This window comes from Microbulbifer regidiadema (SeqCode), assembly GCF_052467605.1.
In genome coordinates this window covers 4482331-4507339 of sequence record NZ_CP174316.1, presented here as the reverse complement: position 1 = coordinate 4507339, position 25009 = coordinate 4482331, and the positions used below count along the sequence as shown (strand labels likewise).

Genomic DNA, 25009 nt, shown 5'->3' with positions numbered 1-25009 from the left:
AAATCAATTTTGCGTCAAAGCCTGGCTCAACTAACTAAGTCTGTAATGCTTTGCAAGCGCGTAGGTCACAGTGTTCAAAAGACAAACTGGGCAGATTGTCGCCAAATCATGTAAAATTAGCCCGCTGCGTCGCCCTATTTGAGTGGGAAACTGGCGCGCAGCGCCTTAGGCACAACACTAAATACACCAACGGACTAGCTAGAGGGACAGCCTATGATGATGAAAAGCCGTATGCTGCGCTACGTCCGCCGCGTGTGCAAAGGGATTGCCCTTTCCTGCTGCGCCTCCCTGCTGGTTGCCAGTAAAGCACCGAATACTCTGGAGCGTGTCAAAGCCTCCGGCGAATTGGTCGTACTGTCACAAAATGGCCCTACTACTTATTACGAAGACGCCACCGGCAACCCCACCGGGTTTGAATACGGTATGTTGCATGCTTTTGCCGAAGAGCTGGGAGTAAAGCTAGTTATTCGCGACGTGCATGACCTGGACGAAATGTTCAATCAACTGCGCGATCCCGAAAGCGGCGCACACTTCGCCGCTGCCGGTCTCACCGTCACCCCGGAGCGCCGCGAACAGGTCCGCTTCACCCCGTCCTACTTCGAGATCCGCCAGCAAGTCATCTATCGCGTAGGCCAACAGCGCCCGCGCAAGACCAGCGATCTCGAAGGGAAAAAGGTCGCCGTGATTGCCGGCAGTGCCCACGCAGAAGAAATGAAGAAACTCTCCGCCCGCTATACCGGGCTGGACTGGGAGGAAGTCTCCGACGTAGACGCCATGGAATTGGTAGAGATGGTGCAGGAGGGAAAATACAGTTATGCGATTGTAGATTCCAACGCCTACGCCGTTCACCGCGGCCTCTACCCCAACACCGCTGTCGCCTTTAACCTCACCCAGTTCCAACCGGTTTCCTGGGCCTTCCCGCAAAGTGATGACGACAGCCTATACCGCAGCGCCCGCCGCTTTATGTTGCGCGCCAATACCAACGGTATGATCGACCAATTGCGGGAGGAGTTTTTCGGCCATGTCAGCGACCTGAATGTGGGCGGCGCCCAGGCCTTTGCCAAGCGCAGCCGCGAGCGGCTGCCCAAATGGCGCGGCACCATGCAAAAAATTGCTGGCCAGTATGACCTCGACTGGCATCTGCTCGCGGCCCTCAGTTACCAGGAGTCCCACTGGAATCCCCGCGCCCGCTCCCGCACCGGTGTGCGCGGCCTGATGATGCTCACCCTGAATACCGCCAAAGACCTCGGTGTGAATCGCCTCAACCCCGAGGAGAGCATTGAGGGCGGCGCCCGCTATATCGTACAGATTCGCAACAAACTGCCGGAACGTATTCGCGAGCCCGATAGAACCTGGATGGCCCTGGCCGCCTACAACGTGGGCTACGGCCACCTGGAAGATGCCCGTGTGCTCACAGAGCGCATGGGGGGCAATCCAGACCTGTGGCCCGATGTGCGCGAACACCTGCCCCTTCTGGCCAAGCGCCAGTATTACAAGACCACCAAGCACGGCTATGCCCGGGGCTGGGAGCCGGTCACTTATGTAAAGAATATTCGCCACTACCAGGCCCTGCTGAGCTGGAGTAGCCGTATCGAAGAGCAGCGCCTGGCCGCTGCCAACGATGACGACGGCGGGGCTCTTGCCGATAGCGGCGCGCTGGAAGCAGAAGGCAGTGCCGCCCCCGCGCTCTGAGCCCCTAATCGAACTGAACTCTAAATTCCTACAGATCTTGCCGGTTTGCTGCCAGTCGCGCCCATGGGTACAGCGCCACCGCGCTTAATCCTCGACCTGAACACCCTGCCAACTCACCTGCCAGGCCTCGGGCAAAAATGGCAGGTCCTCGGGATCGTCAATATCGGTCAGCACTTGTAGGCGCCGGCACTGCATTGCGCACTCCTGCAATCGATCCAGGGTCTGCTGTGCCACCACTTCGGTGCTCCAACAGATATCCTCAAACAGGCGCGAATCGACTCGCTTTAAACCCAACAGGGTGTAACCGCCATCTTTTGCCGGATACATCACCGCATCAGTATCGACTAGGGCCTCAGCCGCAGCCCGGAGCCGCTCCACATTTAACTCGGGACAGTCTGTCCCCAACAAGAGGACTCCCGGGCCCTCGACAGGGGCGCTTTTTACCGCCTGCCACAGGCGCTGACCGAGATTACCTGCGCACTGACTGTAAAGCGCTACCCCCCGGGACAGTTTCAGCGCCTGCCAAAAAGGGTGGCCGGAGTCCGGCGCAACATGCAGCTCCACCGGCCCCAGGTCGGCCTTTAGCGCCTGCGACAGTGTGTGCCTCAATAAGCGCTCCGCCAGCGAGGCCGCACCGGCCTCCCCCAATACCGGGGCAAGCCGGGTTTTGGCATAGCCCGGCAGCGGAGCCTTGGCCATCACGACCAGGCGCAAAGGGGTTAATACGCGATCAGTCATAACGCTTTGCCAGGCTCTCCGCCGGTACGCCTCGCCAGTAATCAAAGCGCAGCCGCCACATCAGTAAAACCGTGCGCACAACACCGAACTTTTCCCAGCGGCGCCCCGAGGTTGTCACTTTTTTCCGCAAACAACAGGGACGATAGTCACGCCGCAGGCGACGGCTCAGCTCGATATCCTCCATCAACGGCTGCGCGGGGAATCCGCCCATACTGTCGAACAAGGCACGGCGCACAAAAATAGCCTGATCCCCCGTAGCAATACCGCTGAGCCGAGAGCGCAAATTAATCAGAGCGGCGATCAGGGGAAAGCAAAAACTGCGCCCCTCAATTTGAATATCAAAACGCCCCCAATAGGCAGTCTCCCTGTTTAGCTCTCCAATAGATTTGAGGGCCTGTGGCGGAAGCCGACTGTCGGCATGTAAAAACAACAGCCAGTGACCTTTAGCCATCTGCGCTCCGGCATTCATCTGTAGCGCCCGCCCCCGGGCGGCGTGTAGCAACGCCAAACCGGAGCTCTCCAGAATCTCCACGCTGCCATCGCTACTACCGCCATCGACGACAATAACTTCGACATCTTCCCGCGCATCCAATGCTTGCAGATGCTGTAATAACGGCGCCATTTGCTCTGCTTCATTGAATAGAGGCACAATCACACTGAACTGTATCACTTGCGCCTCCAGCGATTAAAAATTTCCAGACAGCGTAAAATACCTGCGGGTGCGTGCGCGCGCTTCCAATTGCCCGCCGCAAATTTATTCGCTTCACTCATGGTGGGGTACAGGTGAATCGTCGCGAGAATTTTATTCAGTCCCAAGCCGTGCTTCATCGCCAAAATAAATTCCGCAATTAATTCTGCGGCATTTTCCCCCACAATAGAAACACCCAGTATTTTATCTTTCCCCGGCACAGTCAGTACTTTGACAAATCCCCGCCGCGCACCATCGACAATCGCTCGATCTAAATGTTCGAGATCGTAGCGGGTTACCTCGTAGTTCACCCCCTGTTTGCGAGCAGCCGTTTCAGAGAGTCCCACACTGGCCACCTCGGGATCGACAAATATCGCACTGGGAACCAGTGAGTAATCCACGGCAAATTTCTTAAGGTCGCCGAAAAGGGCATTCACTGCTGCATACCACGCCTGATGGGAAGCCATATGGGTAAATTGATAGGGCCCGGCAACATCTCCAGCGGCGAGAATATGGCGAAAACGAGTGCGCAGGTATCGATCCAGTGGTAACTTGCCATTTTCCAGCAGGCCTATGTTTTCAAGCCCGAGACCGCTTAGCTTGGCCTTTCGCCCCAGCGCCAAAATTACCTCATCAAACGCCAGCCTGACTTCGCCCGCCTTGCTCTGTGCAAGCAAAATGCCACCGCGCCGAGCGGGAACACCTTCAAATTCAACGGCCTCATGACCCGTTAAAACTTTAACCCCATCGCCGGTGAGCGCCTCAGTAACGGCTGCGGACACCTCAGTATCCAGCTCCGGCAACAAGCGCTCGAACCGCTCAACTAAAACCACCTCTGAGCCGAGCCTCGCAAGCGCCTGTGCCAGCTCACAACCAATAGCGCCGCCGCCCAATAGCAGCAATCGGCGGGGCGGTGCCGACAGATGAAAGAAGCGCTGCCACAAAGTATCACTGGTCAGATAATCCACCCGATCGAGCCCGGGCAGCACTGGAACAATCGGTTCAGCACCGGTAGCCAGCACCACCGCCCGCGCCGTCAAAGTCTGTTCTCCGCCGCTGTTTAGGCCGATTTTAACCGTCCAGGGATCGAGTAGTTCTGCGTTTCCCAGCAGCACTTCCACCCCCAACTCGGTATAGCGCTCTGCGCTGTCATTGGGCTCAATCGCCTCAATCGACGCCCTGACATGCTGCATAACCCGGGGAAAGTCAATCACTGGCGGCTGGAGCACAACCCCAAACGCACCGGCACAGCGCGCCCTATGGGCCTGTCGCGCGCACATAATCAACGCTTTACTGGGAACGCAGCCGGTATTGAGGCAGTCCCCCCCCATTTTATCCGCTTCGATCAAAGTCACTTTTGCTTTTACTGCCGCAGAGATATACGCGGTAACTAAGCCCGCCGCACCGCCGCCAATCACAATTAAATTTCGATCAAATTTCTTAGGCTTCTGCATAAAATAATTATCCGGCCTGACGCCTGTACTTAAGCCAGCGGAGTAGGTATTTTGCCATCAAGGGAAACACCCCCAACAATACAAAAGACAACAGCAGTGGCATAGATAAAATATCTTTGAGGCTTTCCACCTGTGCCAACTGGGTACCTGCGTTGACATAGACTACCGTAGCCGCCAGCATTCCCAGCTGGCTGACCCAATAAAAGGTCCAAACTTTAATATGGGTAAGCCCCACCAGAATATTGATCAGAAAAAAAGGAAAGGCCGGCACTAATCGCAGGGCAAAAAGATAAAATGCCCCCTCCCGATCAACCCCCTTGTTAATCACTTGAAGGTGCCCGGAAAAGCGCCCTTGGATATAGTCGCGAAATAGATAGCGAGCCAGTAAAAATGCGAGAGTAGCGCCGATACTCGAGGCAAAAGAGACAATCACGGTTCCCCAAAAGAGCCCAAACAGTGCGCCGGCGGCAACCGTAAGAATGGCCGCTCCCGGCAGCGACAGCCCCGTGACCAAAATATAAAAAACAAGAAATAAAAAAGCGGCCACAAAGGGCGACGACATCTGCCAGTGCTTAAACTCCTCCGCCCCACTCTTTAACTTCTCCAGGCTCAGCCAGTGATGCAAATCGAGTGCATAGAAGAGTGCCACCAATCCGACAATAGCGACCAACAGCAAAATTTTTTTATTCATAGCTCCCAGGTTCCATACTCCAGCACTAGAGAGCCCCAGCGCAACTACTGCCCTGCCCGGCCGTACAGCCGTAGCAGTGGTCGGCCACACAAATATCTGAACCCTGCAAGTCCACTTCGAGTAAATCGCGCAGATGTAAACGGCCGGGAAGCGGCATATTGAGCTGTTGATTAAAATCACAATCAAATAGGTTTCCCTGCCAATCGACACTGACCAGGTTGCGACACATCACAGCGGCAAGGTTATCGGCACTGTAACTGCGCTTAAGTAACGCCATATAGTCGTGGAACTGCCCTTTTGAAATCAGCATCGAACCAAAGCGCTTGATCGGCATATTGGCGAGGGCGAACAAATGATTGAACTCAATAGAGAAGTGGTCGGCCAGCTCGCGCCGGTAATCCGCCTCTAAGGCGCCCTGCTCCGGCGGTAAAAAAGGCCCCTGGGGGTTGTAGACCAAGTTGAGCTGTAGGCCACTGCCGGGCTTACCGTAGCCCAGCGTATTCAATTTCTGTAGCGCGGCGATACTCTTGTCAAAAACCCCTTTACCCCGCTGCTTATCCACGTTGTCGATGGAGTAACACGGTAGGGAGGCGACTACCTCAACCTGATTCTGAGCGAGAAATTCAGCAGTATCCTCCTGACCCGGCTCAAACAGGACAGTCAGGTTACAGCGATCGATCACATGCACTCCCCGCTCTCGCGCCCCGCTTACCAGCGCGCGAAAGCCCCAGTGCAACTCCGGAGCACCGCCGGTGATATCCAGTATGCGGGTTTTGCGCGCAGCAATCACTTCCAACAACAGCGCCAGGTTTTCATCAGACATCATTTCCGTGCGATTGGGCCCGGCATTGACATGACAGTGCACACAGCGCTGATTGCAGCGGTAGCCAATATTGACCTGCAAGGTCTCAAGCGCCTTGCGGCGAATGGGCGGAAAATCCGACTGTTCCAGCAGGGGCAAGGTCTCAAGCATCGATATCGCCGCTCCACTCTTCAAATAGTGCTTCTGTCGGAGCCAGCAGGGGTTTTATTACTGCTTGTTTTTCCTCCGGCATCGCCTCAAGAGGGGTCACCAAAGCGCTTAACAGCGCCGTATGCGCGGAGGACTCCGGCCGCTCAGTCCCCAGCATCCGTATCGCCTCCCGCGCAACCTGCTGCGCGCGCGCGGCGTTTTGTTGCAGATTGGCAATGGCGATTTCTGCGGTTACCGCCTCTTCGCGCGGGTGCCAACAATCGTAGTCCGTCGCCATCGCCAGCGTGGCATAGGCGATCTGTGCCTCGCGGGCCAGCTTGGCCTCCGGCATATTAGTCATACCGATCACCGATGCCCCCATACTGCGATACCAGTGCGACTCGGCACGGGTAGAAAACTGCGGGCCCTCAATACAGATATAGCTACCGCCGCGATGTAACTGAATAGGTTCCCCGGCTTGGGTTAGGGCAAAAGCCCGCGCCAAACTGTCTGCGACAGCGGGGCAAACCGGGTCGGCCATAGACACATGGGCAACCGCCCCAGCGCCAAAAAAAGTGCTCTCCCGGCGACGGGTCATATCGATAAAGTGATCGGGAATCAGCATATCCAGCGGCCGCACCTGTTCCTGTAGGGAGCCCACGGCGGAGAGTGAAAGAATATAGCGCACACCCAGTTGGCGCAGGGCGTGGATATTGGCCTGATAAGGCACCTCGGAGGGGGTCAGGCGGTGGCCGCGCCCATGGCGGGCGAGGAAAGCCACAGGGATACCTTCGAGCTTACCGCACACGATGGCATCTGAGGTGTCGCCAAAGGGCGTGTCCATCCGAACCTCATCCGCGTCCCTGAGCCCCGGCATATCGTAAAGACCACTGCCCCCAATTACCCCAATCAAAGCCCTCGCCATGTTCACTCCTAAACAGTTGGTTTTTCCGCAGTATAGGAGCGCACGCCGAGCGTGTATATCACTGACACTCAGGCAAAAATCAGGCGCTAAAACGGCATCGACAAAGGGGAAAGGCAGCGCTAGATGAGCCCTGCTCCGGTTGAGATCGCAGCCAGCCAGAAAACCCCCTCTTGTATACAGGCTAAACTACCAGCTATATTTACCCGGGTATAAATATTTAACCCGGATAAATATAGGAAAATACAGTGAGTGCTGACTACATCGCTATCAATCAACAACAGATCATCGCCCGAGGAACACTGGAAACCGTTATTCGCCAAGTGAAGGAGATGAATACGGACCCCGAGCCGATTGTTTTCGAGGCGGAAAGCTGCAAACGGATTGAACTGGATTGGCATAGCGACACCCAGGTGTTACTGGCAGAGTTAGCTGCGAACACAGCCGCCCGCAAAAGCAAGCGTGGGCGCCCCAAATTAGGGGTTACCTCCGGGGAAGTTACCCTGCTGCCCCGCCACTGGGAGTGGTTGCGTCAACAGCCCGGCGGCGCCTCTGTCACACTGCGCAAACTGGTAGAACAGGCACAAAAACAGCTCTCTCCCGAAGAGCGCATCAGCGGCAAGCAACAGGCACTGGATAAATTTATGCTGTTAGTTGCAGGGGATACCCCCGGCTTTGAGGAGGCCAGCCGCGCCCTGTATAGAAACAGTCTGATCAGCTTTGAAAAAGCCATCCACTCCTGGCCCGACGACCTTAAAAAATTAGTACTAAATAAATTTAAAGCGATTGCGGAGATGCACAGCGGTAAGCTGTAAAACGGATTTACTATGTACAAACCACAAGACAACCTATTTGTTAGCGGCGCCTTGCTGCCAGTTTTTCTTAAAAGTGCCGTGCCGATCGCCCTGGTAATGCTGGTAAATGGTTCATTTACCTTACTGGATACTTATTTCCTGGGGATATATGCCGGCTCAGATGCCCTTACCGCCGTCACTTTAACATTTCCGGTCGTGACACTGATGGTAGCCCTATCCTCTTTGATCTCCGCAGGCTACTCCAGTGTTCAGGCCAGACTTTTGGGCGCCGGGGAAAAAGACCAGGCAAAACACGTTTTCTCCCAGGCAATCACTTTAGCATTAATCATTTGTGCTGCATTGATGTTGCTATTTTTTCTGGGCGGCTGGCAACTAACCCTGTTGATGTCAGGCAATGTAAAACACCTAGCGGAGATGAGTTACACCTACCTGGTCATACTTATACTGTTCTCACCGGTATTTTTTATTGGCACTGTCAATTCGGATACCTTGCGCAGTGAGGGGAAGCTCCGCCTAATGACCTTCGCCTCCCTTTCGTCAGTACTACTCAATGCCATATTTAATTATATTTTTATCGCCCATTTAAAAATGGGCGTAGCCGGCTCTGCTTACGGTACAGTGTTGGCAAAAACAATCACACTACTACTCGTCGCAGGTTATCGCCATTTTGGACGGACAGTTATTGATACGCAGATTATCCATTTATCCAAGCAGTATAATCTGTGGTCGAAATTTATCTCCCTGGGGTTGCCAACCAGCTTAAATTATATCGGCGTATCACTGATATTTGCTTCCGTAATTTTCACTATGCAAATCTGGAGTACGGGCAATTACGATTCGACTGCCGCTGCCTACGGTATCAGCACTCGCATTATGACCTTTATTTTCCTGCCACTGCTGGGTTTCAGCCAAGCTTTTCAGACCCTGATTGGCAGCAATGCTGGGGCTAAAAACTGGTCCCGCGTCGACAGCAGTATCAATATCGCTTTAACCGTAGCATTCACCTACTGCCTAGCGCTACAACTCAGCATATTAATGCTCAAAGATACCTTGGGCGCCTTATTTGTCAGCGACCCACAAATTATTGCAGAGGTTGCCCGTATTCTGCCGATAATGACGCTTGTCTATTTTTTGGCGGGACCCTTAATGATAATCAGCACCTTCTTCCAGGCTATTGGCGATGCCAAGCGCGCAGTCATTCTCGGGGTAACAAAAACCTACCTCTTTGTGCTGCCACTTATTTTGATATTACCGCTACTATTTGGTGAGGTGGGGATATGGTATGCCGGGCCTATCGCAGAACTGCTGTTACTGATTTTAACTATTTGTGTACTTTATCAGCGCGGTCGCGATCACGGGCACAAATATGGTTTATATAACACCCAACAGGTACCCTCTTAAGTCTATTTTTGCACCCGCCTCGGCTTTGTACTCTTAGCCCAAGTATCAATTGAGCAAGGGAACCTACGGCTCCCTTGCTCAAGCGAAGAAAAATACCCCCTCAACTCAAGGCAACGGCAAAAGAGCTGGGCAAGGTCTGGCGCTTGGCATCATAGAGATATGACAGCATATCCAAATCGCCTTCACTGGGGTTCCAGCTAGAACTGTTTACCTGGTTGGGCGATATTTTACAGCCGCCGCCAGGGGTGTTTTTTAAGATTCCCAGCGCCTTTGCCTGGTCGTCATACATCATGATGGACTTGCCATCGAAAGCCGAGCCATGGGTTAAAAAGCGGCTTAACGTTTGCACCCGAGTTTGATGTTGCAGGGAGTCCAGAGTGTTCTGCACCGCGAGAGGGGCATCGGAGCGCATATGCTCGTGGGCAAGACCGAGCGTGTGGCCAATTTCATGGGGAAGCGAAGCTATCGCCGCTCGATCAGAGCGCCAGTTTACCCCGCAATATTGCTTGGTATCGTTGGTAAATCCTACAGTGGCACTGCTGCGATCATCCATAATGGTAACCACCCCACGGCCAGCCATACCCACCGGTAGAAATTTAACCGCCGCAAATCTAAACTTGCGATAAATACAAATTTCCCAGTGAGACATGGCCCTTTTTACCGCATTGACATAGGCGGCATCCAGATTTGGGGGGATGTAGTATCTCACCACACCATTTGGCCAAACCCCACCAACCTCTTCATTTCTGTCCAAAGAGAACCCCCCAAAACTTATCTTATAAGATATTTTTCGAGATTTTTTGTCTATTGCTAATCCCATATCGCTAAAGCTCCTGAAATTTTTTTTGTTATCGGCCGACAAAGCAACACTGCCGTACCAAGACTGGCAAGTCAAAAACCAGCTGAGCTAGCTAAAAAGTAAAAAAGGGAAACAAATCACAAAAAATAATTCAGCCATTGCGCGCCCGCATATATGCCCATTCAAAAAAATACAGAGCCCCGCAAATAAAACAAAAACACCCCGGGTAAAAATCGGCAGAAATCTCTTATAAAACAAGGCGTTCACCTACCTTCAGGCAGGGATAGAAAAAATGCTGAACAAAACCTAACTTCCGGTCAACACCAGAAAAAGCTGACAAGCTGTAAAAGTGTACAAATTGTGAAAGTGTAAAGGTTGGTAAAGAGACGAGAAAAAGAAGGCTGAACATCTCCCCAGCCGACTAAGCTGGTGTGTTCACACCCATAAAAAAAGCCACCCAATGGGTGGCTTTTTTGAAAACTAAAAGTTGGCAATTGCTTACCAGCCAGTAATTTCCTTCAGAGCGTCGCCGATCTGAGCCAGGGAGCGCACGGTTTTAACACCAGCGTCTTCCAGAGCAGCGAACTTCTCGTCAGCGGTGCCTTTACCACCAGAGATGATCGCGCCCGCGTGACCCATACGCTTGCCGGGAGGAGCAGTTACACCAGCGATGTAGGAAACTACAGGCTTGGTAACATTTTCCTTGATGTAAGCAGCCGCTTCTTCTTCAGCAGTACCACCGATCTCACCGATCATAACGATTGCTTCGGTCTGCGGATCGTTCTGGAACATTTCCAGGATATCGATGAAGTTGGAACCCGGGATGGGGTCACCACCGATGCCCACACAAGTGGACTGGCCGAAGCCGTAGTCGGTAGTTTGCTTAACCGCTTCATAGGTCAGGGTACCGGAACGGGAAACGATGCCCACTTTGCCCGGCTTGTGGATGTGACCCGGCATAATGCCGATCTTGCACTCACCCGGAGTGATAACACCCGGGCAGTTCGGGCCGATCAGGCGCACGCCCAGCTCGTCGCACTTCACTTTAGCGTCGAGCATATCCAGGGTCGGGATACCTTCGGTGATACAAACAATCAGTTTGATACCAGCGTTGGCCGCTTCCAGGATGGAATCCTTACAGAAAGGCGCAGGTACGTAGATTACGGAAGCTTCAGCACCGGTCTTCTCTACCGCTTCTTTAACGGTGTCGAATACTGGCAGGCCCAGGTGAGTCTGACCGCCTTTGCCCGGAGTTACACCACCAACCATCTTGGTGCCGTAAGCAATCGCTTGCTCGGAGTGGAAAGTACCCTGGGAGCCGGTGAAGCCCTGACAGATTACTTTAGTGTCTTTGTTAATCAATACTGACATGATTATTTACCCTCCGCAGCTTTAACCACTTGCTCAGCAGCATCGGTCAAGCTGGTAGCCGCGATAATGTTCAGGCCACTGTCGCTCAGAACCTTGGCGCCCAGGTCTGCGTTGTTGCCTTCCAGACGCACAACAACCGGTACTTTAACGCCCACTTCTTTTACTGCACCCACAACGCCTTCGGCGATCATGTCACAGCGAACGATACCACCGAAGATGTTGATCAGTACGGCTTTTACGTTCTCGTCGGACAGGATGATCTTGAACGCTTCAACAACGCGCTCTTTGGTCGCGCCGCCACCAACGTCCAGGAAGTTAGCCGGCTTGCCGCCGTGCAGATTTACGATGTCCATGGTGCCCATGGCCAGGCCAGCGCCGTTTACCATGCAGCCGATGTTGCCATCGAGCGCTACGTAGTTCAGGTCGAACTTGGCAGCGTGCGCTTCGCGCGGGTCGTCCTGGGAAGGATCGTGCATTTCGCGCAGGTCAGCGTGGCGGTACAGCGCGTTGCTGTCGATTACCACTTTGGCGTCCAGGCAGTGCAGGTTGCCTTCGGTGGTGATTACCAGCGGGTTGATTTCCAGCAGGGCCAGATCTTTTTCCTGGAACATTTTTGCCAGGCCGAGGAAGATCTTGGTGAACTGCTTAACCTGAGTCGGGTTCAGGCCCAGTTTGAAAGCCAGCTCACGCGCCTGGTAAGGCTGAGCGCCTACCAGCGGATCGATGGTGGCTTTCAGGATTTTTTCCGGAGTCTCTTCCGCTACTTTCTCGATCTCAACGCCACCTTCGGTGGAGGCCATGAAAACGATACGACGGGTAGAGCGGTCAACAACAGCACCGAGGTACAGCTCTTGATCGATATCGGTGCAGCTTTCAACCAGGATACGGGAAACCGGCTGACCATTTTCGTCTGTTTGATAAGTTACCAGACGCTCGCCCAGCCACTTTTTGGCAAACTCTTCAATTTCTGCCTTGGAATCTACCAGCTTTACACCGCCAGCCTTACCGCGGCCACCAGCGTGTACCTGGGCCTTTACTACCCACTTATCACCGCCAATTTCGTCAGCCGCTGCTGCTGCCGCTGCCGGGGTTTCCGCTGCAATGCCTTTGGAAACCGGCAATCCGTATTCCGCAAACAGTTGTTTGCCCTGATACTCATGCAAGTTCATAGTCAATACCAATTCACATATAAAATGTGTTTACTAATTGCAGATCACTCTGCACCTGAGAGAGAAATTTAAAATTTCCGTCGTTGCAAATTTCAAATTCCACAAATGAAACCGGGGCAGCTAATCAAGCAATAATTAGCTGCCCCGAAATCGAAAAATAATCTTACTTGCGCTTCTTGCGATTTACGGTGTGAATCGCATGGCCGTGCACGCCCAGTGCCGCTTCTTTCACGGCCTCAGACAGAGTCGGGTGTGCAAATACCGTCATACCGATATCTTCAGCGCTGGAGCCAAACTCCATCGCGATCGCCACCTGCTGCACTAGATCTGCCGCAGACGGGCCAACAATGTGGGCACCCAGTACGCGGTCAGTTTCCGCGTGCGCGATGATTTTCACAAAGCCCTGGGTATCGTTGGCGGCCATAGCGCGGCCGTTGATCGCAAACGGGAAGCTGCCTACGTTGTAGGGCTCGCCATCGGCTTTCACCTGCTCTTCGGTGCGGCCAACCGCAGCGATTTCCGGGTGGGTGTAGATCACGTTGGGGATCACGTCGTAGTTCATCATCGGCTTCTGGCCGGCGATGCGCTCGGCAACCACAACACCCTCTTCAGAGGCCTTGTGCGCCAACATCGGGCCGCGCACCACATCACCAATCGCCCATACGCCCGGTGCAGAAGTCATGCACAGGTCGTTGACGTAGATGAATCCGCGCTCGTCCATCTTCACATCGGCATCTTCAGACAGCAGGCCTTCGGTGTAAGGGCGACGGCCGACGCAGACGATCAGCTTGTCGAAAGTCTCCTGGTGTTCTTTACCATCTTTGTCCTGGTAAGTAACAACCACTTCCTCGCCTTTCACTTCGGAGCCGGTTACGCGGCAAGCGAGGCGGATATCCAGACCCTGCTTCTTGAAGATCTTCTGGGACTCTTTGGCAACCTGTTGGTCCATGATTGCCAGGAACTTGTCCATGGCTTCCAGAACAACCACTTCGGAGCCCAGGCGGTTCCATACAGAACCCAGCTCCAGACCGATAACGCCAGCGCCGATAACACCCAGACGCTTGGGCGCTTCGGTGAATTCCAGTGCGCCGCTGGAGTCGACAATAATCTTATTGTCTACCGGAGCGGGCGGAATATTTACCGGTACAGAACCGGAAGCCAGAATAACGTTTTCAGCTTCGTAGACGGTGCTGTTGCCTTCGTCGTCGGTCACTTCCACTTTCTTGTTGGCCAGCAGTTTGCCGGTGCCGAAAATGGAGGTCACTTTATTGGCGGTGAACAGGCCGGCAACGCCGCCGGTCAGCTTGTTAACGATCTCGCCTTTGCGCTCGATCATCTTGCTCACATCCATCTTGACCTTGCCGACTTCAATGCCGTGCACGTCGAGAGCGTCTTTGGCCTCGTGGTACTTCCAGGAGCTATCCAGCAGAGCCTTGGAGGGAATGCAACCTACGTTCAGGCAGGTACCGCCGTTTACGTATTTGCCTTCCTTGTTTTTCCACTTTTCAATACAAGCGGTCTTCAGGCCCAGCTGAGCGGCACGGATGGCAGCGACATAACCACCAGGACCAGAGCCAATTACGATTACGTCAAATTTTTCCGACATGATCAGTTCCAGATATTTCTAATGCAGTGTGATCGAGGGGGCCCGCAGGCCCCAGGATTTATTGTTTAAACTTCGAGCAGGATACGCGCTGGATCTTCGATCATTTCCTTGATCGCTACCAGGAAGCCAACCGCTTCCTTACCGTCGATCAGACGGTGGTCATAGGACAGCGCCAGGTACATCATCGGCAGGATTTCCACCTTGCCATTTACCGCCATCGGGCGCTCCTGGATCTTGTGCATACCCAGAATTGCCGTTTGCGGCGGATTCAGAATCGGAGTGGACAGCAGGGAACCGAATACACCACCGTTGGTGATGGTGAAGGTGCCACCGGTCATCTCTTCGATAGACAGCTTGCCGTCGCGGGCGCGAACACCCAGATCGCGGATATTGTTTTCCATATCCGCCAGCCCCATGTTTTCCGCGTTGCGCAGAATCGGCACAACCAGACCTTTCGGCGAGGAAACCGCTACACCGATATCCTGGTAACCGTGGTAAACGATATCGTTGCCATCGATAGACGCGTTCACTGCGGTGTAGCGCTTCAGCGCTTCTACTGCAGCTTTTACGAAGAAGCCCATAAAGCCCAGACGAGTGCCGTTGTGGGTCTTCTCGAACAGGTCTTTGTAGTTCTTGCGCAGGTCCATAATCGGCTTCATGTTCACCTCGTTAAAGGTGGTGAGCATGGCGGTGGACTGGGACGCGTCCAGCAGGCGCTCGGCGATACGCTTGCGCATACGGGTCATAGGAACGCGCTTCTCTACGCGCTCACCCGGAGCTACCGCAACTTCGGCAGCAGCAGCGACGGGAGCAGCAGCAACCGGCGCAGTACCCGCTTTCATTACATCTTCTTTGAGAACGCGACCGCCCTTGCCAGTGCCTTCAACACCGGCCAGGTCTACACCCTTCTCTGCAGCCATTTTCTTGGCAGAGGGCATGGCAATTTTATCGCCAGCTGCGGGAGCTGCGGCTTCGGCAGCCGGAGCTGCCGCTGCTGCCGGGGCAGCGCCAGCGCCCGCTTCAAACTTGGCAATCACTTCATTGGAGAGAACGGTATCGCCCTCACCCTTGATGATTTCAGTCAGGGCACCATCGGCAGGTGCAACAACTTCCAGCACAACTTTATCGGTTTCGATATCCACGATCAGCTCATCGCGGGACACCGCTTCACCGGGTTGCTTATGCCAGGTGGCGACAGTTCCGTCCTGAACAGATTCAGGGAAAGTTGGCGCTTTAATCTCGATCGTCATTTTTTCTGTTTCCTGAGATTGACTCTTCACTTATTACTGCCGCCGGTTACTTGACGGTCAGCGCCTCGTTGATGAACTTATTCTGTTCTTCAAGGTGCGTGGACATATAGCCCGCCGCAGGTGCTGCGGATGGGGCGCGGCCCACGTATTCCAGATCCAGCTTCGGATGGGTCTCCGACAACAGACGACGCAAGTGGTGTTGGCTGGAGTACCAGGCGCCCTGGTTCATGGGCTCTTCCTGACACCAGGCGACACTCTTGATCTTCTTGAATGCGGATACCGCTTCCACAAACTCTGCGTCCGGGAATGGGTACAGCTGCTCGATTCGCACGAACGCAACATCTTCCTGTTCGCGCTCCATGCGGGCTTCCAGCAGGTGGTAGTAAACCTTGCCGGAACACAGAACCAAGCGTTTCACTTTGTCTGGATCTACGCCCTGGTCCTGGATCACATTGTGGAAGCGGCCTTCGGCCAGCTCTTCCAGGCTGGAGGTGGCCAGCTTGTGACGCAGAATCCATTTCGGGCTCATAATCACCAGCGGGCGGCGCATGGGGCGCACTGCCTGGCGGCGCAGCAGGTGGAAGATCTGCGCCGGAGTAGTGGCGTTACACACCTGGATATTGTGCTCGGCACACAGCTGCATAAAGCGCTCAAGACGCGCAGAGGAGTGCTCTGGGCCCTGGCCTTCGTAGCCGTGCGGCAACAGCATTACCAGGCCGCACATACGTCCCCACTTGTGCTCACCGGAGGTGATGAACTGGTCGATCACAACCTGGGCACCGTTGGCAAAGTCGCCAAACTGGGCTTCCCACACCACCAGAGATTTAGGTGTGGTGGTGGCGTAGCCGTATTCAAACGCCAACACTGCCTCTTCGGACAGCAGCGAGTCGTAGATATAGAACGGCGGCTGGTCTTCAGACATGTGCTGCAAAGGCACATAGCTCTGGCCGTCTTTCTGGCTGTGAATCACCGCGTGGCGGTGAGAGAAGGTTCCGCGACCCACATCCTCACCAGTAAAGCGGACCATAAAGCCCTCTTCCAGCAGGGTGCCGTAAGCCAGAGTTTCCGCCATGCCCCAGTTCAAGGGCAGTGCGCCACCGGCCATTTTGCGGCGGTCTTCGTAAATCTTGGAGACCTGGCGCTGCATCACAACGCCATCGGGCACGTTGGTCATACGAGTGGCGACATCCTGCAACTTCGGCAGTGCATAGCCGGTATCGGCGGGCGTATCCCAATCGTGACCCAGGTAGGGGTTCCAGTCCACAAACATGGAGGAGTCCGGCTGCTTCACCAGACCGGTAGCCACGTCTTCACCCGCATCCAGCTTGTCGCGGTAATCGTTGGCCAGCTTGTCTGCGGCAGCCTTGTCCAGGATGCCCTCGCCCACCAGCTTCTCAGAGTAAAGCGTGCGGGTGGTTTTGTGCTTGCGAATGGTCTGGTACATCAGCGGCTGGGTACCAGAGGGATCGTCGGTCTCGTTGTGGCCGCGACGGCGGTAGCAGACCAGATCGATAACGATGTCTTTCTTAAATTCGTAGCGGTAATCCACCGCCAGCAGCGCGGCCAATACGACCATTTCCGGGTCGTCGCCATTTACGTGCAGCACCGGTGCATCGATCATCTTGGCGGGATCGGTGGAGTACTCGGTGGAGCGGGCGTCTTCGCGCTTGCTGGTGGTAAAGCCCACCTGGTTGTTCAATACGATGTGCACCGTGCCGCCGGTGTAGTAACCGCGGGTCTGGGACATCTGTAAGGTTTCCTGCACAACACCCTGGCCGGCAAAGGCCGCGTCGCCGTGGATGTTGATCGGCATCACCTTCTCACCGGTGCTGTCGTTGCGGCGATCCTGGCGAGCGCGCACGGAACCCACAACCACCGGTGCACTGATTTCCAGGTGCGACGGGTTGAAAGCCAGGGCCAGGTGAACCTCACCGCCAGGGGTCATCACGTTGGAGGAGAAGCCCTGGTGGTACTTCACGTCACCGGAAGTATCGAGGGTCTTCTTGCCTTCAAACTCTTCGAACAGGTCGGCGGGGTTTTTACCGAGGATATTTACCAGGGTGTTCAGACGGCCGCGGTGGGCCATTCCGATCACCACTTCCTTCACCCCGTAGGTACCGGAGCGACGGATCAGGGCGTCCATCATCGGGATCAGACTCTCGCCCCCCTCGACACCAAAGCGTTTGGTGCCCGGGTACTTGGAGTCCAGGTGGCGCTCGAGACCTTCAGCGGCGGAGAGGCGCTGCAGGATTTCAACCTGGATATCGTTGCCGAAGTTGGCTTTGGACTGGCTGCGCTCAAGGCGCTGCTGGAACCACTGCTGCTCTTCCAGGTTGGAGAGATGCATGATCTCTGCGCCCAGGTTGCCACAGTAAGTATTCTCCAGGCCCTCGACGATTTCACGCAGAGTCGCCTCCTCTTTGCCGAGGAACAGGCTGCCGGTATTGAAGGTGGTGTCGAAGTCACCTTCCGTCAGGCCGTGGTAGCTCAGCTGCAGGTCGGGCACCTGTTCGCGGGCCATCAGACCCAGCGGGTCGAGGGTCGCTTTCTTGTGGCCGCGATGGCGGTAGGAATCGATCAGTTGCAGAACTTTAATCTGCTTGCGCTCGTGCTCAATATTGGCCGAGCCGGCCGCACCGGGAGCGGCTATCGGGCGCGCGCGATGCTTGCTGAGCAGCTCAAAGTGCTGGCGCACAGCGGCGTGGGAAACATCGCTGCTGCCTTCAACGCGGGGGAGGCTATCGAAATAATTGCGCCACTCCTCGGGGACACCGTTGGGGTCGTGCAGATAGGTCTCGTAAAGCTCCTCCACGTAGGCAGCATTGCCCCCGGAGATATGGGAGCTACGCCACAGCTGCTCCATGGTACTTTCGTGCATGTTGATGCCTACCTCAATTGCAGTGTGCTGATCTTCTCTTGAGCCACTGCGCTTTCCTTTCACTCACAAAAGGGGAGGCGCACAAAGCCACCTCCCCTTTTCAGTTTTTTACCGGTTAAAACCGGCTTTTTGTCATTTGCTTGGCACCCTACCTGGCGCCGGGCTCGCGAAGCGCGAACCCCAGCGGGCCGATAATCGGCCGCAGTATCCCCTACACGGCGCGGGTCAGCAGCATATTGCGGATATGGCCGATCGCGCGGGTCGGATTCAGACCTTTCGGGCAAACATTGACACAGTTTTGAATACCGTGGCAACGGAATACACTGAAAGGATCATCCAGGTTGGACAGGCGCTCGTCAGTGGCCAGGTCGCGGCTATCCGCCAGGAAGCGGTAAGCCTGCAACAGGCCGGCCGGGCCGATAAACTTGTCCGGGTTCCACCAGAAAGACGGACAGGAGGTGGAACAGCAGGCGCACAGAATACACTCGTACAGGCCGTCGAGCTTCTCGCGATCTTCCGGAGACTGCAGGCGTTCGATCGCCGGAGCCGGCGTATCGTTTTGCAGGTACGGCTCGATCTTCTTGTACTGCTCGTAAAACTGTTCCATATCCACAACCAGGTCGCGGATTACCGGCAGGCCCGGCAGCGGGCGCAGAACCAGTTTACCCTTGGGAGCCGCTTCAGACAGTGGCGTAGTACACGCCAGACCATTGCGACCGGAAATATTCATACCGTCGGAGCCACAGACGCCCTCACGGCAGGAACGACGGAAAGACAGGGTCGGGTCTTCGGCCTTCAACAGCTCCAGAACGTCCAGCACCATCAGGTCTTTGCCCTGGGTGTCCAGATCGTAGTCCTGCATGTAAGGCGCTTTGTCGGTTTCCGGGTTGTAACGGTAAATGCTTACTTTCAACATACTCTATTCCGCTCCCGAATCAGTAAGTCCGAGCTTTCGGTTCAAAGGCTTCCATGGTATTAGGCGCGAAGTTTACCGCACGCTTGCCGACACGTTTTTCCGTGGGGAAATACATAGAGTGGCACAGCCAGTTTTCATCATCGCGCTCCTGGAAGTCCTCGCGGGCGTGAGCGCCGCGACTCTCGGTGCGAGTCTCTGCGGCAACCGCCGTAGCCTCGGCAACTTCCAGTAGGTTTTGCAGTTCCAGCGCTTCAACACGGGCGGTGTTAAACGCGCGACTCTTATCGTCGAGGCGCACATTCTCAATACGCTCGCGCAGATCTGCAAGCTTCTTCACGCCTTCGGCCATAAAATCACCGCGACGGAATACGCCGAAGTGGTTCTGCATCACGCCCTGCAGCTCTTTGCGCAGGTCCGCAGCCTTCTCACCTTTGTCATTGGTTTCCAGGCGGTTCAGGCGCGCCATAGCGGCTTCGAGATCGGACTCGGAAGCTTCGCGGTGCTCAATACCTTCGCGCAGGGACTTCTCGATAAACAGGCCGGAAGCGCGGCCGAATACCACCAGGTCCAGCAGGGAGTTGCCGCCCAGGCGGTTGGCGCCGTGCACGGACACACAGGCGACCTCACCACAAGCGTAGAAGCCATCGATAATCTGATCGTTACCGGCAGCGTCCTGGGTCAGCGCCTGACCGTGAACGTTGGTGGGAATACCGCCCATCATATAGTGACAGGTAGGTACTACCGGGATCGGCACCTTGACCGGATCGGCGTGGGCAAAGGTCTTGGACAGCTCACAGATACCGGGCAGGCGGCTGTTGAGCAGTTCTTCACCCAGGTGATCGAGCTTCAGGAATACGTGATCGCCTTCCGGGCCACAACCGCGGCCGTCGAGGATCTCGAGGACCATAGAGCGAGCCACAACATCGCGGGAAGCGAGGTCTTTGGCATTGGGGGCATAGCGCTCCATAAAACGCTCGCCATCTTTATTCACCAGGTAGCCACCCTCACCGCGACAACCTTCGGTCACGAGTACACCGGCGCCGTAAATACCGGTGGGGTGGAACTGCCACATCTCGATATCCTGCACTGGCATACCGGCACGCAGGGCCATACCGACACCGTCACCGGTGTTGATGTGCGCGTTGGTGGTGGAAGCGAAGATACGACCGGCGCCGCCGGTAGCGAATACGGTCGCCTTGGACTTGATATAAACCACTTCGCCATCTTCGATGCACATGGCGATCACACCCACAACCGCACCGTCCTGGTTCTTCACCAGGTCAATCGCAAACCATTCGTTCAGGAATTCGGTTTTGTGCTTAACGTTGTTTTGATACAGGGTGTGCAGCAGTGCGTGGCCGGTGCGGTCAGCAGCGGCACAAGTGCGCGCAGCCTGGCCACCGCGACCAAAATCCTTGGACTGACCGCCGAAGGGGCGCTGGTAGATACGACCTTCCTCAGTACGGGAGAAAGGCAGACCCATGTGCTCCAGCTCAAATACCGCTTCGGGACCTACGGAGCACATATATTCGATCGCGTCCTGGTCGCCGATATAGTCGGAACCCTTAACGGTATCGTACATGTGCCAGCGCCAATCATCGTTGGGATCTGAGCTGGCGATCGCACAGGTAATACCGCCCTGGGCAGATACCGTGTGAGAACGAGTCGGGAATACTTTGGTAATCACCGCAGTTTTATAGCCGGATTGGGCCATCTGCAGGGCAGCGCGCATACCGGCACCGCCGCCACCAATTACAATCCCGTCAAAAGAAATAGTACGCATGTTCGCCATTGCTTATACACCCCAAAGAATTTCAATGCCCCACACCGTGTACAACACGGCAACCGCAGCCAAAATCACTTCTACGAACAAACGCAGAACAGTGGCTTTACCGCCCATCATCCGGTTGGTGATGTAATCGGTAATCACGGACCAGAGGCCAATCCAGGCGTGAATAATGGTGGACAGCAAGGCAACCAGGCTGAACACACGCATCCAGCGCTGGGCGAACAGTTCGGACCAGGCCTGGTAGCCAAAGTCCTGACTAAAAAAGATAAAACCCACTATAAAGAGGGTGTACGCAAGCAGTATTACCGCAGTGACTCGCTGGTAGAGCCAGTCGAAAGTGCCGCTACGACCAAAGCTTGTTACTGTTTTTACCACAACCAAACTCCCGCCAGAAGAATAAGGATTACAGCCAGCGCCAGCACTGATACAGCGCTGCGGCGACCGCCTTCGAGGCTTTCACCTATCCCCATATCCATAAACAGATGACGAACACCTGCCAGTATGTGGTAAATAAGTGCCGCCAGAGATGCCCAAAGAATGAGCTTGGCAGGGATACTGCTAAATATCGCTGCGATTTCGGCGAATCCCTGCTCGGATTCCAAACTGGCATCGAGCATCCACAGTAATAGTGCAACAACAACGAAGAGCACTACACCGGAAATACGATGCAAAATGGAAACCACAGCGGTAGCGGGAAGCTTTATAGTGGAAATGTCTAAATTGACAGGTCTGTTTTTGTTCACAGGAAAAACACCTTGTTGCCCTGAACGACCGGGCGCCCGTTAGCTTTTCAATGGAGGGACGAGCTGCTTGCAGATCACTTTGCACTCGACCAGATAAAGCCTTACACAAAGTAGCCGTACCATGGCGCAAGCCGCGCGGATTATAGGCATTCACTAGTCAAAACACAACGAACGCCTGCAATTACGCCGGCTTCCCGCCAGTATCGCGCAACAAAGCCGGAATCGCGGGATTTCTCCAGAGATTCCTGTGCACTATCTAGACAAATACTCTACGAGCATGGACCGAAACCAGATATCCTGCCGACAATAGACTGATGGTCCATTCCTTTTGGTTTGACAATTTGCGGCTCGGCACTTAAGTTTGGCCCCGCTCAAAAGGCCGCCAGCACCCGAAAGCAGCGGGAAAAGGCCGGCATAAGAACATTTTTAGGAGTCCGCAATGTCCGATAAAAAAGCGCAGCTCACAGTCGATGGTATCGACGGTGCCCTTGAGATGCCCGTTCGCTCCGGCACCCTCGGCCCCGATGTGATCGATGTCGGCGGCCTGACCGGCAAAGGCTTATTCACTTACGACCCGGGCTTCGTATCCACCGCCTCATGTGATTCCCAGATCACCTTTATTGACGGCGGCAAAGGCCAACTGCTGCACCGCGGCTACCCCATCGAGCAACTGGCAGAGAAATCCGACTACCTGGAAACCTGCTACCTGCTGATGAATGGCGAGCTGCCCAACGCAGAAGAAAAAAAGAAGTATGTAGACACTATTATGTCTCACACCATGGTTCACGAATCCCTGGTAAACTTCTTTAAAGGCTTCCGTTACGATGCCCACCCGATGGCGATGATGTGCGGCGTAGTCGGCGCCCTCGCCTCTTTCTATCACGACTCCCTGGATATCACCAATCCAGAGCACCGTGAGATCTCCGCCCACCGCCTGATCGCCAAGATGCCAACCCTGGCAGCTATGTGCTACAAGCACTCCCAGGGCATGCCCTTCATGTACCCGGACAATAGCCTCAGCTACTCCGAAAACTTCCTGCACATGATGTTTGGCAACCCCTGTGAGCCCAGCAAGATCGATCCGATTGTCGCCAAGGCAATGGACATCATCTTCCTGCTGCACGCAGACCACGAACAGAACGCCTCCACCTCCACCGTTCGCCTGGCAGGCTCCTCTGGCGCCAACCCGTTCGCCTGTATCTCTTCCGGCATTGCCACCCTGTGGGGACCCGCTCACGGCGGTGCCAACGAAGCGGTACTGAACATGCTGGAGGAAATTGGCGATGAGAGCCGTATCGACGAGTTCGTACAGCGCGCCAAAGATAAGAATGACCCCTTCCGCCTGATGGGCTTCGGCCACCGCGTCTACAAGAACTTCGACCCCCGCTCCCGCGTAATGCAGGGCATTTGCGATGAAGTTCTGGGCGCCATGGGTGCAGAGAATGATCCGCTGCTGAAGATTGCCAAGAAACTGGAGAAAATCGCCCTTGAGGACGATTACTTCGTAGAGAAGAAGCTCTACCCGAACGTAGACTTCTACTCCGGCATTATTATGAAAGCTATCGGTATCCCCACCGATATGTTCACCGTGATCTTCGCCACCGGCCGCACCTCCGGCTGGATTGCACACTGGAATGAAATGATTTCCAACCCGTACAAGATCGGTCGCCCTCGCCAGTTGTACACTGGCTACCCGCAGCGCGATTACGTACCGCTCGAGCAGCGCTAGGCTCAAGCAAAAAACCCGGCCACGCCGGGTTTTTTATTGCCCTAATAATTTAAAATAGCGGCAGATACTCTTTTTGGTTTTCTCAACGCTAATCAACTGTATTTTGTTAAAATTCTAAAAGCAAAGCGCTGGGTTGTGACTTAAGTCTCAATTTTGTAATTTTACCCAATCCCCCTCCCCTCCAGCAGTTAAACCCGCTGTCATCCAATGTAAAATCCGACCCGCCCGCCGGGCTCCAAATAGCTTTACTTTCCTTAAGCTACCGCTCTTAGCTCGCGGAGCGATCAGACTTAATAACAGCTTTTAAAAATCTACTGGGACTAAATTCATGCTTAGTTTTATTTCCGGGATGTTCCGAAATAAGAAAACAGAAGATGCAGCGGACCTTGAAGAGAAGTACACACGCAGCTCCTACGCAGGAGCTAAAGGTGCCCGCACCATCTCTTACGACCCCACTTTAATCAAAGCACTGGAGGATGATCACCGCACCCTGATCAGCATCTTTCAGCGCATGTGGTCTGAAGGTTTCGAGAAAAAAAATTATCGACAGCTGTCCCAGCTGCTGACCCAATTTAAGTCCGGCTTTCAAGCTCACCTGATTAAAGAAAATGTGCGCTTTTATGTGTACCTGGAGCAGGCCCTGGCTGGCGACGCCCACACCCTACAGGTGGTCAAAGATTTCCGCACTGATATGAATGAGATCGCAAATACGGTTGTACAGTTTTGTAAGCGCTACAACCACGAAGCCTTTACTTCGGAAATGGTGCGCGATTTTAAAATGGACTACCAGAAAATTGGTGAAGCACTGACCCGTCGAACAGCGCTAGAAGAAAAAGAACTCTATGTCCTCTATCAGCCCTCATAAAAGCAACATTTAGTTTTTTTATTAAAGGTAGTGAGATATTTAACCTATTAATGCCGATAAGAAACAATAGCTTACCCTAGGCATATTATTTTTACAGTCTGCTGCCCACAAGGATGGGGCCGCACACTTTTTAAACAGAAATCGCCATATAAAAAACCGAACCCCCATCCTCTGCTGCCTCTTAATTTCTCCAATTAACACCCGGGTCAAGCAACCTCAAGCTGTTAGCAGCCGCATACCCCAAACGCGCCTAATTTCAGGGACTCATAGCTAACGGCAGTCCGCTTTAGCCTACAGTGCTCGGGATTACAAAATAGATTTAGGCCCCAGCACAGACCTAACCTCGACAGCAATCGCCTTAAAACCAAACAAAATATAAGCACTGAAATTGGGCAAAGCCCTCACCTCAGTCCCGCAACCTCCAAAACTGCCCACACAAGTTAAGTTTAGTTATTTTTTCGGCTGCACCGGATTATTTAACCCCATTCTCTATCGTCATCAATCAATTGGTACTAGACCTTTATTTAATTTTGTTTAAATA

General features: G+C 54.4%; 21 protein-coding genes. 5 read left to right on the top strand and 16 right to left on the bottom strand.

Features of this window, described 5'->3' with window-relative positions:
- Window positions 1-213 precede the first annotated feature (213 nt).
- Window positions 214-1692, top strand: a complete 1479-nt coding sequence (gene mltF / locus ACJJIF_RS20360) for a membrane-bound lytic murein transglycosylase MltF (protein ID WP_444930091.1) — start codon at window positions 214-216, stop codon at window positions 1690-1692.
- Window positions 1693-1776: 84 nt separating this feature from the next.
- On the opposite strand, the gene ACJJIF_RS20355 is transcribed toward mltF, so the two are convergent.
- Genes ACJJIF_RS20355 through mtnP form a run of 6 tightly spaced genes read right to left on the bottom strand, consistent with a single transcriptional unit; the run spans window position 1777 to window position 7140 of the window.
- Window positions 1777-2430 (bottom strand): TIGR04282 family arsenosugar biosynthesis glycosyltransferase, encoded by a 654-nt coding sequence (locus ACJJIF_RS20355; protein ID WP_444930090.1) that lies wholly within the window; start codon window positions 2428-2430, stop codon window positions 1777-1779.
- Window positions 2423-3100 (bottom strand): TIGR04283 family arsenosugar biosynthesis glycosyltransferase, encoded by a 678-nt coding sequence (locus tag ACJJIF_RS20350; protein ID WP_444930089.1) that lies wholly within the window; start codon window positions 3098-3100, stop codon window positions 2423-2425. Before ACJJIF_RS20350 ends, ACJJIF_RS20355 begins: the two co-directional genes overlap by 8 nt.
- Window positions 3097-4572, bottom strand: coding sequence for a dihydrolipoyl dehydrogenase family protein (locus tag ACJJIF_RS20345; RefSeq protein ID WP_444930088.1), 1476 nt, complete (start codon window positions 4570-4572; stop codon window positions 3097-3099). Before ACJJIF_RS20345 ends, ACJJIF_RS20350 begins: the two co-directional genes overlap by 4 nt.
- Window positions 4573-4579: 7 nt before the next feature.
- A complete protein-coding gene (locus tag ACJJIF_RS20340) occupies window positions 4580-5263 on the bottom strand; it encodes a TVP38/TMEM64 family protein (RefSeq protein WP_444930087.1) in 684 nt (227 codons plus the stop codon).
- A 25-nt stretch (window positions 5264-5288) separates the two neighbouring features.
- Window positions 5289-6236, bottom strand: coding sequence for an arsenosugar biosynthesis radical SAM (seleno)protein ArsS (gene arsS / locus ACJJIF_RS20335; protein WP_444930086.1), 948 nt, complete (start codon window positions 6234-6236; stop codon window positions 5289-5291).
- Window positions 6229-7140 (bottom strand): S-methyl-5'-thioadenosine phosphorylase, encoded by a 912-nt coding sequence (gene mtnP, locus ACJJIF_RS20330; RefSeq protein ID WP_444930085.1) that lies wholly within the window; start codon window positions 7138-7140, stop codon window positions 6229-6231. The genes arsS and mtnP overlap by 8 nt, the downstream gene beginning before the upstream one ends.
- 245 nt (window positions 7141-7385) lie before the next feature.
- Here mtnP and ACJJIF_RS20325 point away from each other — a divergent pair, with 245 nt between their 5' ends.
- Both ACJJIF_RS20325 and ACJJIF_RS20320 read left to right on the top strand, forming a co-directional pair.
- A complete protein-coding gene (locus ACJJIF_RS20325) occupies window positions 7386-7952 on the top strand; it encodes a DUF2239 family protein (protein ID WP_444930084.1) in 567 nt (188 codons plus the stop codon).
- Window positions 7953-7964: 12 nt separating this feature from the next.
- Entirely contained in the window at window positions 7965-9353 is a 1389-nt protein-coding gene (locus ACJJIF_RS20320; protein ID WP_444930083.1) for an MATE family efflux transporter, read from the top strand.
- A 100-nt stretch (window positions 9354-9453) separates the two neighbouring features.
- Here ACJJIF_RS20320 and ACJJIF_RS20315 read toward each other — a convergent pair whose 3' ends face one another.
- From ACJJIF_RS20315 to sdhC, 10 genes are all read right to left on the bottom strand, one after another.
- Complete coding sequence (locus ACJJIF_RS20315; RefSeq protein WP_444930082.1) at window positions 9454-10107, bottom strand: M12 family metallopeptidase; 654 nt, start codon at window positions 10105-10107, stop codon at window positions 9454-9456.
- Window positions 10108-10650: 543 nt separating this feature from the next.
- Window positions 10651-11523 (bottom strand): succinate--CoA ligase subunit alpha, encoded by an 873-nt coding sequence (gene sucD / locus ACJJIF_RS20310; protein WP_108734154.1) that lies wholly within the window; start codon window positions 11521-11523, stop codon window positions 10651-10653.
- A 2-nt stretch (window positions 11524-11525) separates the two neighbouring features.
- Window positions 11526-12692: an ADP-forming succinate--CoA ligase subunit beta gene (gene sucC, locus ACJJIF_RS20305; protein ID WP_444930081.1), complete on the bottom strand. Its 1167-nt coding sequence runs from the start codon at window positions 12690-12692 to the stop codon at window positions 11526-11528.
- 163 nt (window positions 12693-12855) lie between these two features.
- The gene (gene lpdA, locus ACJJIF_RS20300) at window positions 12856-14298 is read right to left on the bottom strand and encodes a dihydrolipoyl dehydrogenase (protein ID WP_444930080.1); all 1443 of its coding nucleotides are present in this window, start codon (window positions 14296-14298) and stop codon (window positions 12856-12858) included.
- Between the two features lie 65 nt (window positions 14299-14363).
- Window positions 14364-15548, bottom strand: a complete 1185-nt coding sequence (gene odhB / locus ACJJIF_RS20295; RefSeq protein WP_444930079.1) for a 2-oxoglutarate dehydrogenase complex dihydrolipoyllysine-residue succinyltransferase — start codon at window positions 15546-15548, stop codon at window positions 14364-14366.
- 46 nt (window positions 15549-15594) lie between these two features.
- Window positions 15595-18426, bottom strand: coding sequence for a 2-oxoglutarate dehydrogenase E1 component (locus ACJJIF_RS20290; protein ID WP_444930078.1), 2832 nt, complete (start codon window positions 18424-18426; stop codon window positions 15595-15597).
- Between the two features lie 211 nt (window positions 18427-18637).
- Window positions 18638-19342, bottom strand: a complete 705-nt coding sequence (locus ACJJIF_RS20285) for a succinate dehydrogenase iron-sulfur subunit (protein WP_444930077.1) — start codon at window positions 19340-19342, stop codon at window positions 18638-18640.
- 19 nt (window positions 19343-19361) lie between these two features.
- Window positions 19362-21134: a succinate dehydrogenase flavoprotein subunit gene (gene sdhA, locus ACJJIF_RS20280; RefSeq protein WP_444930076.1), complete on the bottom strand. Its 1773-nt coding sequence runs from the start codon at window positions 21132-21134 to the stop codon at window positions 19362-19364.
- A 3-nt stretch (window positions 21135-21137) separates the two neighbouring features.
- Window positions 21138-21506 carry a succinate dehydrogenase, hydrophobic membrane anchor protein gene (sdhD, locus tag ACJJIF_RS20275; RefSeq protein ID WP_444930075.1) on the bottom strand — a complete coding sequence of 123 codons (369 nt, stop codon included), beginning with the start codon at window positions 21504-21506 and terminating at the stop codon, window positions 21138-21140.
- Window positions 21500-21874 carry a succinate dehydrogenase, cytochrome b556 subunit gene (sdhC, locus tag ACJJIF_RS20270; protein ID WP_444930074.1) on the bottom strand — a complete coding sequence of 125 codons (375 nt, stop codon included), beginning with the start codon at window positions 21872-21874 and terminating at the stop codon, window positions 21500-21502. Before sdhC ends, sdhD begins: the two co-directional genes overlap by 7 nt.
- A gap of 439 nt (window positions 21875-22313) precedes the next feature.
- On the opposite strand from sdhC, the gene gltA reads away from it, so the two are divergent.
- Together gltA and ACJJIF_RS20260 are read left to right on the top strand one after the other, a co-directional pair.
- Window positions 22314-23603: a citrate synthase gene (gene gltA / locus ACJJIF_RS20265; RefSeq protein WP_444930073.1), complete on the top strand. Its 1290-nt coding sequence runs from the start codon at window positions 22314-22316 to the stop codon at window positions 23601-23603.
- 328 nt (window positions 23604-23931) lie between these two features.
- Complete coding sequence (locus tag ACJJIF_RS20260; protein ID WP_444930072.1) at window positions 23932-24468, top strand: hemerythrin domain-containing protein; 537 nt, start codon at window positions 23932-23934, stop codon at window positions 24466-24468.
- Window positions 24469-25009 lie beyond the last annotated feature (541 nt).

Excerpts from the sequence above, each read along its gene's own strand:
- arsS (WP_444930086.1), bottom strand. The coding sequence starts at position 6,236 with ATGCTTGAGACCTTGCCCCTGCTGGAACAGTCGGATTTTCCGCCCATT.
- gltA (WP_444930073.1), top strand. The coding sequence starts at position 22,314 with ATGTCCGATAAAAAAGCGCAGCTCACAGTCGATGGTATCGACGGTGCC.
- mtnP (WP_444930085.1), bottom strand. The coding sequence starts at position 7,140 with ATGGCGAGGGCTTTGATTGGGGTAATTGGGGGCAGTGGTCTTTACGAT.
- ACJJIF_RS20320 (WP_444930083.1), top strand. The coding sequence starts at position 7,965 with ATGTACAAACCACAAGACAACCTATTTGTTAGCGGCGCCTTGCTGCCA.
- sdhA (WP_444930076.1), bottom strand. The coding sequence starts at position 21,134 with ATGGCGAACATGCGTACTATTTCTTTTGACGGGATTGTAATTGGTGGC.
- ACJJIF_RS20260 (WP_444930072.1), top strand. The coding sequence starts at position 23,932 with ATGCTTAGTTTTATTTCCGGGATGTTCCGAAATAAGAAAACAGAAGAT.
- ACJJIF_RS20355 (WP_444930090.1), bottom strand. The coding sequence starts at position 2,430 with ATGACTGATCGCGTATTAACCCCTTTGCGCCTGGTCGTGATGGCCAAG.
- ACJJIF_RS20340 (WP_444930087.1), bottom strand. The coding sequence starts at position 5,263 with ATGAATAAAAAAATTTTGCTGTTGGTCGCTATTGTCGGATTGGTGGCA.
- ACJJIF_RS20285 (WP_444930077.1), bottom strand. The coding sequence starts at position 19,342 with ATGTTGAAAGTAAGCATTTACCGTTACAACCCGGAAACCGACAAAGCG.
- ACJJIF_RS20345 (WP_444930088.1), bottom strand. The coding sequence starts at position 4,572 with ATGCAGAAGCCTAAGAAATTTGATCGAAATTTAATTGTGATTGGCGGC.
- ACJJIF_RS20290 (WP_444930078.1), bottom strand. The coding sequence starts at position 18,426 with ATGCACGAAAGTACCATGGAGCAGCTGTGGCGTAGCTCCCATATCTCC.
- sucC (WP_444930081.1), bottom strand. The coding sequence starts at position 12,692 with ATGAACTTGCATGAGTATCAGGGCAAACAACTGTTTGCGGAATACGGA.
- mltF (WP_444930091.1), top strand. The coding sequence starts at position 214 with ATGATGATGAAAAGCCGTATGCTGCGCTACGTCCGCCGCGTGTGCAAA.
- odhB (WP_444930079.1), bottom strand. The coding sequence starts at position 15,548 with ATGACGATCGAGATTAAAGCGCCAACTTTCCCTGAATCTGTTCAGGAC.
- lpdA (WP_444930080.1), bottom strand. The coding sequence starts at position 14,298 with ATGTCGGAAAAATTTGACGTAATCGTAATTGGCTCTGGTCCTGGTGGT.
- sucD (WP_108734154.1), bottom strand. The coding sequence starts at position 11,523 with ATGTCAGTATTGATTAACAAAGACACTAAAGTAATCTGTCAGGGCTTC.